This is a genomic window from Pseudoalteromonas sp. MQS005 (assembly GCF_001661605.1).
Classification (GTDB): domain Bacteria; phylum Pseudomonadota; class Gammaproteobacteria; order Enterobacterales; family Alteromonadaceae; genus Pseudoalteromonas; species Pseudoalteromonas tetraodonis.
The window spans coordinates 1-6395 of record NZ_LYRQ01000097.1; the positions used below are offsets into that span (position 1 = coordinate 1).

The 6395-nt window shown below is 36.7% G+C and carries 7 protein-coding genes; 1 reads left to right on the forward strand and 6 read right to left on the reverse strand.

Annotated features, from left to right (window positions below; genetic code table 11):
* Nucleotides 1–25: 25 nt before the first annotated feature.
* From A9479_RS19215 to A9479_RS19230, 4 genes are read right to left on the reverse strand one after another with little or no spacing between them, the layout of a single operon-like run.
* On the reverse strand, nucleotides 26–1087 hold the full coding sequence (locus tag A9479_RS19215; RefSeq protein ID WP_064664298.1) for a hypothetical protein: 1062 nt from the start codon (nucleotides 1085–1087) through the stop codon (nucleotides 26–28).
* A gap of 2 nt (nucleotides 1088–1089) precedes the next feature.
* Complete coding sequence (locus A9479_RS19220; RefSeq protein ID WP_064664299.1) at nucleotides 1090–1983, reverse strand: hypothetical protein; 894 nt, start codon at nucleotides 1981–1983, stop codon at nucleotides 1090–1092.
* A complete protein-coding gene (locus tag A9479_RS19225) occupies nucleotides 1983–2762 on the reverse strand; it encodes a recombinase RecT (RefSeq protein WP_064664300.1) in 780 nt (259 codons plus the stop codon). Before A9479_RS19225 ends, A9479_RS19220 begins: the two co-directional genes overlap by 1 nt.
* Before the next feature lie 59 nt (nucleotides 2763–2821).
* Entirely contained in the window at nucleotides 2822–3949 is a 1128-nt protein-coding gene (locus tag A9479_RS19230) for a PD-(D/E)XK nuclease-like domain-containing protein (protein WP_064664301.1), read from the reverse strand.
* A gap of 160 nt (nucleotides 3950–4109) precedes the next feature.
* On the opposite strand from A9479_RS19230, the gene A9479_RS19235 reads away from it, so the two are divergent.
* The gene (locus A9479_RS19235; RefSeq protein WP_064664302.1) at nucleotides 4110–4634 is read left to right on the forward strand and encodes a hypothetical protein; all 525 of its coding nucleotides are present in this window, start codon (nucleotides 4110–4112) and stop codon (nucleotides 4632–4634) included.
* 48 nt (nucleotides 4635–4682) lie between these two features.
* Here A9479_RS19235 and A9479_RS19240 read toward each other — a convergent pair whose 3' ends face one another.
* A complete protein-coding gene (locus A9479_RS19240; protein ID WP_064664303.1) occupies nucleotides 4683–5477 on the reverse strand; it encodes a hypothetical protein in 795 nt (264 codons plus the stop codon).
* 87 nt (nucleotides 5478–5564) lie between these two features.
* Nucleotides 5565–6281 carry a hypothetical protein gene (locus A9479_RS19245; protein WP_064664304.1) on the reverse strand — a complete coding sequence of 239 codons (717 nt, stop codon included), beginning with the start codon at nucleotides 6279–6281 and terminating at the stop codon, nucleotides 5565–5567.
* Nucleotides 6282–6395: the final 114 nt, after the last annotated feature.

Below are 6395 nucleotides of genomic sequence, written 5' to 3' on the forward strand. Positions count from 1 at the left end.
AAGTGATTATTTATAAAAATAATTATTATAAACCATACCAGTATTCATTTAGGTTTTGCATTTGTGACATTTCGGTACCTGTTTCATCGTAAGTTAGCTTTTCTTTATTCTGGATGGGGCTTAACCAAAACCCAACCGGCAGGCCGTTCTCAACATTTTTAAAAGCAATCTGCACCTGGATGTTAGGGTGTAGCTCTTCATGTGGCGAATAAAGGTCACCAATGCTTTCGTATCCACTTTCAGTAGTAAACATAACTTTGTAATAACCCGGGCGATAGTCATACGCTTTTTCAACTAAAACTTTAATGCTATAGAAGTTGGGTACAACAAATGTAGAATCACCGCCACAGGGTTTGGTGTTATCTTTTACTAAAAAGTGCCTTGCTTTATTTTGCTTTAATTCACCATGGTTAGCAGTTGCATCAATATAGCGAATAATATTACTACTCCCTAAAACCCCCTTAATAGCCTTAATGCGGCTACTGTACGGCTGCTCAATTGCCATCCCATTCATCATTAGTACGTCAACAACTCGAATTCCAAAGTCGCTTTCAAGGTACCCTTCAATAACAGCGCATTCTAATTGTGATATTTTTACTTTCAGCTGCAGCTCATTAACTAGCTTTTCCGGTGCTTCAATGGAATTACCTGCTATATCGACCATCTGTATAGAGTTAATCGATTCTGAGCCTAACTTTATATAAACTCGCTTTCCATCATGTATAGGAAGTACAACCGGTTCATTGAGTGTTTTAAACTGCTCGCGAAAAGGCGTTTTAAAATCACAGCTATATGCTGGTGGTTTAAACTGCAAAAAAGGCATGCAAGGAATCGTTGTTCTTAAGCTATGCTCAATCTCGTAGCCATCAATCTCACGCGATCTAACTATGTTATCGAAGTTCATAGTAGCAACGCCATAACTATCAAAAGGGAAGCGTGATACCTCTTTGATGTATGCTAATTTATTTTGTCCATAGTATTCACGAACCTCAAATTTAGTCTCATTAGCATTAGCGAAAAAAGCCACTTCCCGCCAATTATTGCGGCGACCTATCTTAAGAAGAATTTCAGATTTAATTTTTAACACAATTATATTACTCCAAAATCTATATCGCTATAATCATCGTCTTCAGTCGCGATATCGTTTTTATCATCACTGTTTAGCTTATGATAACCAAGGGTAATTACATTGGCTGGTGGCTCAATGTACTCATCCATTTTTTGAAGCTCAGCTTCAATCTGGCTACCTTCCGTAGTTAAGTATTTTGATAAGTTAACGCAGTTAGCAAAACGTGCATTATTTGAACTCGTAAAGTAGTTAAAGTATTCAGAATAAAATGCGGTTAAACGAGATTTAAATACAGGTAACACGCTGTGGTTTATTACATGGTCAAAGACATCAAATGTTTTTAAAGCACGTAAAGTTAAAGCAAATCCAACCCATTCTTCTGTAGAGCCAAAAACATCTAGACCACCAAAAACCTGAGTTAACCATGAGTCATAAGCGCTGAGCATTTCATGCTCATTCATGTACCAAATTTTATTTACACCCCCAACAAACCTTACAAATAAATAAGCTCCAGAATATGATTCGCTTTGCTTAGGTTCATGCTGAATAGTATTGGAACTTAAATCCAGATTAAAAACATCATTATCACCGACAACCTTACAATCAAAGTCTTCAACAATGCCTTCTTTTTTCAAATAATCAAAAAATCGAGTGACACTCAATATGGGAAATAATGAATAGGCAGTAGTTAAAGGATGCTTTCTTGGGCGAATATCAAAAACGTGAATCAATTCTTTATCTAAGCTACCAACCATTTGCTCTACGGATTTGATGGTAGATATTATGCAATCATCAGTACATTGTTTTACTAATGCGCCATGCGTTTCGTTACATGAAATGCCTAGCATATTTATCCATAACTCTGCTTCTGATGCTGTATTTTGAATTAACTGTTCTAATTTAACTGGCAACATTAGTAAGATCCTATCGTTTGTGACTCACTAAAACCTTGCGATGGTGAGCTAAATGGAAACTCTTCACATTCATCATCAAAAATCTGCGCTGAATCCAATAGTGAGGAGGAGTAGATTGCCGGATACAATGTTTTCCAATGCCTTAGAATTAATGTTTTTTCACGCATTTGATTAACATGCGCTGATAACCATGCTGGATTACCTACTGATTTTCCCTGCTCTTCTATTGCCAGAATTTCCTCTGGAGGCATAACAGTAACAATAAAGCTTCCATCTACTAATTCAGTTTGACAATACCCACCAGCCAGATTCCCGCGGGCTGAAGTAGATAAAACAGTCATAGTGTGAGTGACCTTTGAATTGGGCCCATTAAATTGAAAGTTATCTTTATTATAAAAAACATTACTTACTATTTGTTTTACTTTACCTGAACGGTATGCAAGGTGAAGCACACCTTTATAACCAAGACCTAATTCAGTGTGATAAAGCCCAGTGCTATGATCATACTGAGAACGTAAAAAACAAAACTGTTCAGAAGGGTCTAGTGACAAACCTAGCTTAGCTGCTTTTAAAAACGACTCTACAATGCTTTCGAGTGGCGTATAGGGGAAACCTCCCTCTATACCAACACCGCTCATTACAGCCTTATACATGTAGTTAAGTTCCGCATTAAAGTTAAGCTTTTCATTATGCTCAGCTAAATACGCTTGGTATTGCGATTCACATTCATACAGCTTGCTGTAAAGTAGGTTTTCATAGTCTTGTTGTGAAATGCTCATATCGATTCCTTAAGTGCTTAATTGCTTATAAGTCTACGTGTTTATTAAAATCGCGCATTTCACCAGTCAATAACCATTATTTCATCGTTTTTAGAGTAGCCAAACCAGTTTTCAGTATCCAAGCATTCCTTAAGCATACGTAAGCCATCCCTCATGTCATTATCTGCAGTTAGCTGTCGCGAGCGCTTAAGTTCAAAAACTTCGCATATATCAGCTTCTAAATACTCAATACTTACAAAAGCAAACAATTTAACGGGTATGCCTGCTAAGTTTGCAACATACTTGTAAAAGCTCTCTTGCACATCGTATCTAAGGTCACGACACTGCATAGCAAATTTACGGGGATTTGCCGAACGAGTTGTTTTCACGTCGCTAGCAACAGCGCGCTTATTTATATAATCAAATTTTGTTTTTAGCATTAAACCCGTATCAGGGTCGCGAGCTATAACTGTTAGCTCGGCGTAACCGTTAGAAATAAGGCGCTTAGCTCTAGCGTGACTTTTAAATGTGCTTTGAATGCGGTGTGCATCATCCCAGACAAGCCCGTCGATAGGTGTTTTATTCGTAATGTGAGACAGTTTTCCATCATCAAAAGCTGATAACACGTTAGTGCATTTCTTCTCATCAATAAGCTTTAGCGCTTCGTTATAAGCACTAAGACCCGCCCCCTTAATTATTGCCGAGGCAAGAATGCAATCAAAAATTTGTACGCTTTTATCAATTGTAGTTAAACGTTTGATCAGCTCCGCTTTAGTGCCGCTTGTCTTTTCACCCTTTTCTTTTAAAATGTCTTTAATTTCAGCTGCTGTATGCAGTGCTGCAGGGTAATCAACAGCTAAAGGGACACGGAAATAGCGGTCATAAAATCCAGCAGGTTCTAAAATCAATTCATGGCCATATGTGCCCGTATCAAGAGTGCTTCGCTGTGCAAGAGTTCTTTTTCTCTCTACATCGCTATAATATTGACGGTAAACGTGTGCAGGTGTGTTTTTTGTAAGCTCTTTAATTAATGTCGAGCTAAATGCATCTAAGCTGTGGTAAACATCATTAGGAACGCCATCATAGATGCCTTCAATCAAATCGCCTTGCGAATCTAAAAAGTTAGCCTCTCCAAGATCGTTATAGGCTGGTGAGATATTATCAAACCAATTTTGATCGGTAGTATTGACGTTGATTTGTTGAAGCATCTTTTAAACCCTTTTCTAAATATTAAATTCATTGTGACTGAAAATTAAATTCGCGCAGAAATGAAAAAAAATACTAGTAGGGATGGGGTTATTGTTTTGGACAATGCACGAATTATAATGCGCGTATACTGGAAGAATAATTAGTCGAACAAGGGTTTATATGTTTAATAATTCTCATGACAATGAAATACATAAAATAACGAAGAATGATGCGGATGATTTATCAACTACCATTGAGCTACATCATACGGTTACTGATTTACTGCCTTCCGAGATGATTGAAGTTTTGAACTCATACCTAAATATGAATTTAAGTATTTTGCATAACTCAATTGGTGAGGCTGTATCGGTTGAAAATATAGAGTTTGCATCTGCTACGCTAAGCGTGTGTATTGTGCCTTTAGAGGAATGGGGAAGCGAGTCACCTTGCTCCCAATTTAGTTTTAATGTCATATTTAGTGATAGATATAAGTACTTAAGCCTGGTTACTTTAAATGATATTAATAAGAATATAAATGGAATTAAAGTTTACCGCGATAAAGACAACTTAATTGCAACTTGCTTCGTTGACATTGCTTTCGGCGTTACCGCCCAAACGATGATCAATCAAATTAATCATCTAATTGAGACTTCTGAGCGGTTACAACTCTCTTTGTTTGATGAAACTAGTCAAGTTGTTAATTAAACAGTATGTGGTTGCATAACAATCTGCAACCACATAACTAATAATAAATTACTCACAAACCCCATTCTTCGCCAGCGCCATGAACTCTTCTGATAATCCTTTTAGATCAGGGATTATTAATTTAACTTCATATAAATACAACAGTAATTCTTGGTTGTTATTCTCACAATTCTCATAAAATGGGATTGTCACTATGTAGTCTGCAAGCTTAGGTGGGACGACAACCAACTCAGTATTTTTTGGCTTATACTTGAAGTACGTTACATTTTTAACCGGGCTTAAATCCAACTCGTTCAACTTTTGTGACATTTCTTCAACATACCGATTGTCAGCTTCAATTGCCCAGTGAGGTACCCATTTAGACGAAGGGTATAATTCGATAAGCGCCTTATAATCACACTCCCCCTGACTTAAGCAATTAAAATACTCAATTTCAGGCCCAGGAAGCTGATCTTCAGTATTCGTTAAATAATGGCTGTACACTTTTACCATGGCTTCACGTTCTTGACTGGATGCAAACTTAAAGCGATGTATTAAATAGTAGGTCAGATTGTTGAATTGAGATACAGAAAGGCTAGTTACATCAAAATCTGCATAATCCTTTGCGTTAATATGTGAGCCTTGCCACGTAGCAAGTTGAGAATAAAGATAATGGTTAAGCTCAACTTTTTCTTTAGTTAATTCTATTACAATATTTACAGCGGTATTCACCTGATCTTTCGCTGGTTTAGATAAAGTAAAATACAAAAAAATTAAACTAAGAACAACTACACCTATTGCGAGAGGTTTTCCAAAACCAACCATACTTACTCTATCGACCTTTTTACCCAAACTTACACTCATAATTCACTCCAAAAAAAACGCACAACAAAGGTTAATTGTTGTGCGTTTAGTTGGGGGGCTATTTTTTACTATTTTTAGTTAAAAATTTTAATTCTTTATGGCTTTGTTATCGTTTTTCTGTTGAAGTTCAGCTTTTCTTAACTCCGTGACCCGCTTGATATCTAGCTCCTTCAGCTCAACTTCACGACGGTGCTTAGCTGTATTTTTATCAATCTCGACCTGCTTACGCTTATCAAGTCTTTTTTGGAGCTCATTAAAGGCCATCTCCATTTTCTTCTCAACACTTTTTGCTCGCATTGATTGTAGCGCTTTATTGTATTCATCATAGGGCATCTTCAGTAAAACATAAGCATTAGCAACCCCATCAACATTATAAAGCTCACGCTTAACCCTTTGGAAGCCAGCTACTGACTGCTCTTCAACCAGAGAATCAATTAGAATGTTAACCTGAGACTCAACATTTGCATCCATAGTTTGATTTTCATACGAGCGCTCCTGGCCTGACACCAACTGCTTAAAGCTTTTAACCAAATCAAATTTCGCTTGCAGCTCAGCAGATTTCAACGCAAAAGGCGGTTTATTAGAAGTGCCATAGCCCACCCCATAAAAACCAGTACCATCTGGTTGTGGGATATCCATATACCAATCTGGAACCGAATCGATTAAGTTGTCCATTTTATCCGATTTAATTTCAGCTTTTGTAATATTGGTCTCATTAATTTTTTCAATTCTGTCTTCAATATTATTTGATGAGCATGCAGTTAATGTAAGCGCCATTGCAAGTGCGATAGTTTGTTTTAACATTTTTAAATTCCTTTGATTTATAATTCCTTTCAATAGTAATTTAAAAAAAAATACGCGCTATTTTTCAAAAAATAACCAAGTTATTGACCAATTTTCGAAAGTTTATACTGCATT

Coding starts and splice junctions, on each gene's coding strand:
- A9479_RS19245 (WP_064664304.1), bottom strand. CDS start 6,281: ATGTTAAAACAAACTATCGCACTTGCAATGGCGCTTACATTAACTGCA.
- A9479_RS19230 (WP_064664301.1), bottom strand. CDS start 3,949: ATGCTTCAACAAATCAACGTCAATACTACCGATCAAAATTGGTTTGAT.
- A9479_RS19220 (WP_064664299.1), bottom strand. CDS start 1,983: ATGTTGCCAGTTAAATTAGAACAGTTAATTCAAAATACAGCATCAGAA.
- A9479_RS19225 (WP_064664300.1), bottom strand. CDS start 2,762: ATGAGCATTTCACAACAAGACTATGAAAACCTACTTTACAGCAAGCTG.
- A9479_RS19235 (WP_064664302.1), top strand. CDS start 4,110: ATGTTTAATAATTCTCATGACAATGAAATACATAAAATAACGAAGAAT.
- A9479_RS19240 (WP_064664303.1), bottom strand. CDS start 5,477: ATGAGTGTAAGTTTGGGTAAAAAGGTCGATAGAGTAAGTATGGTTGGT.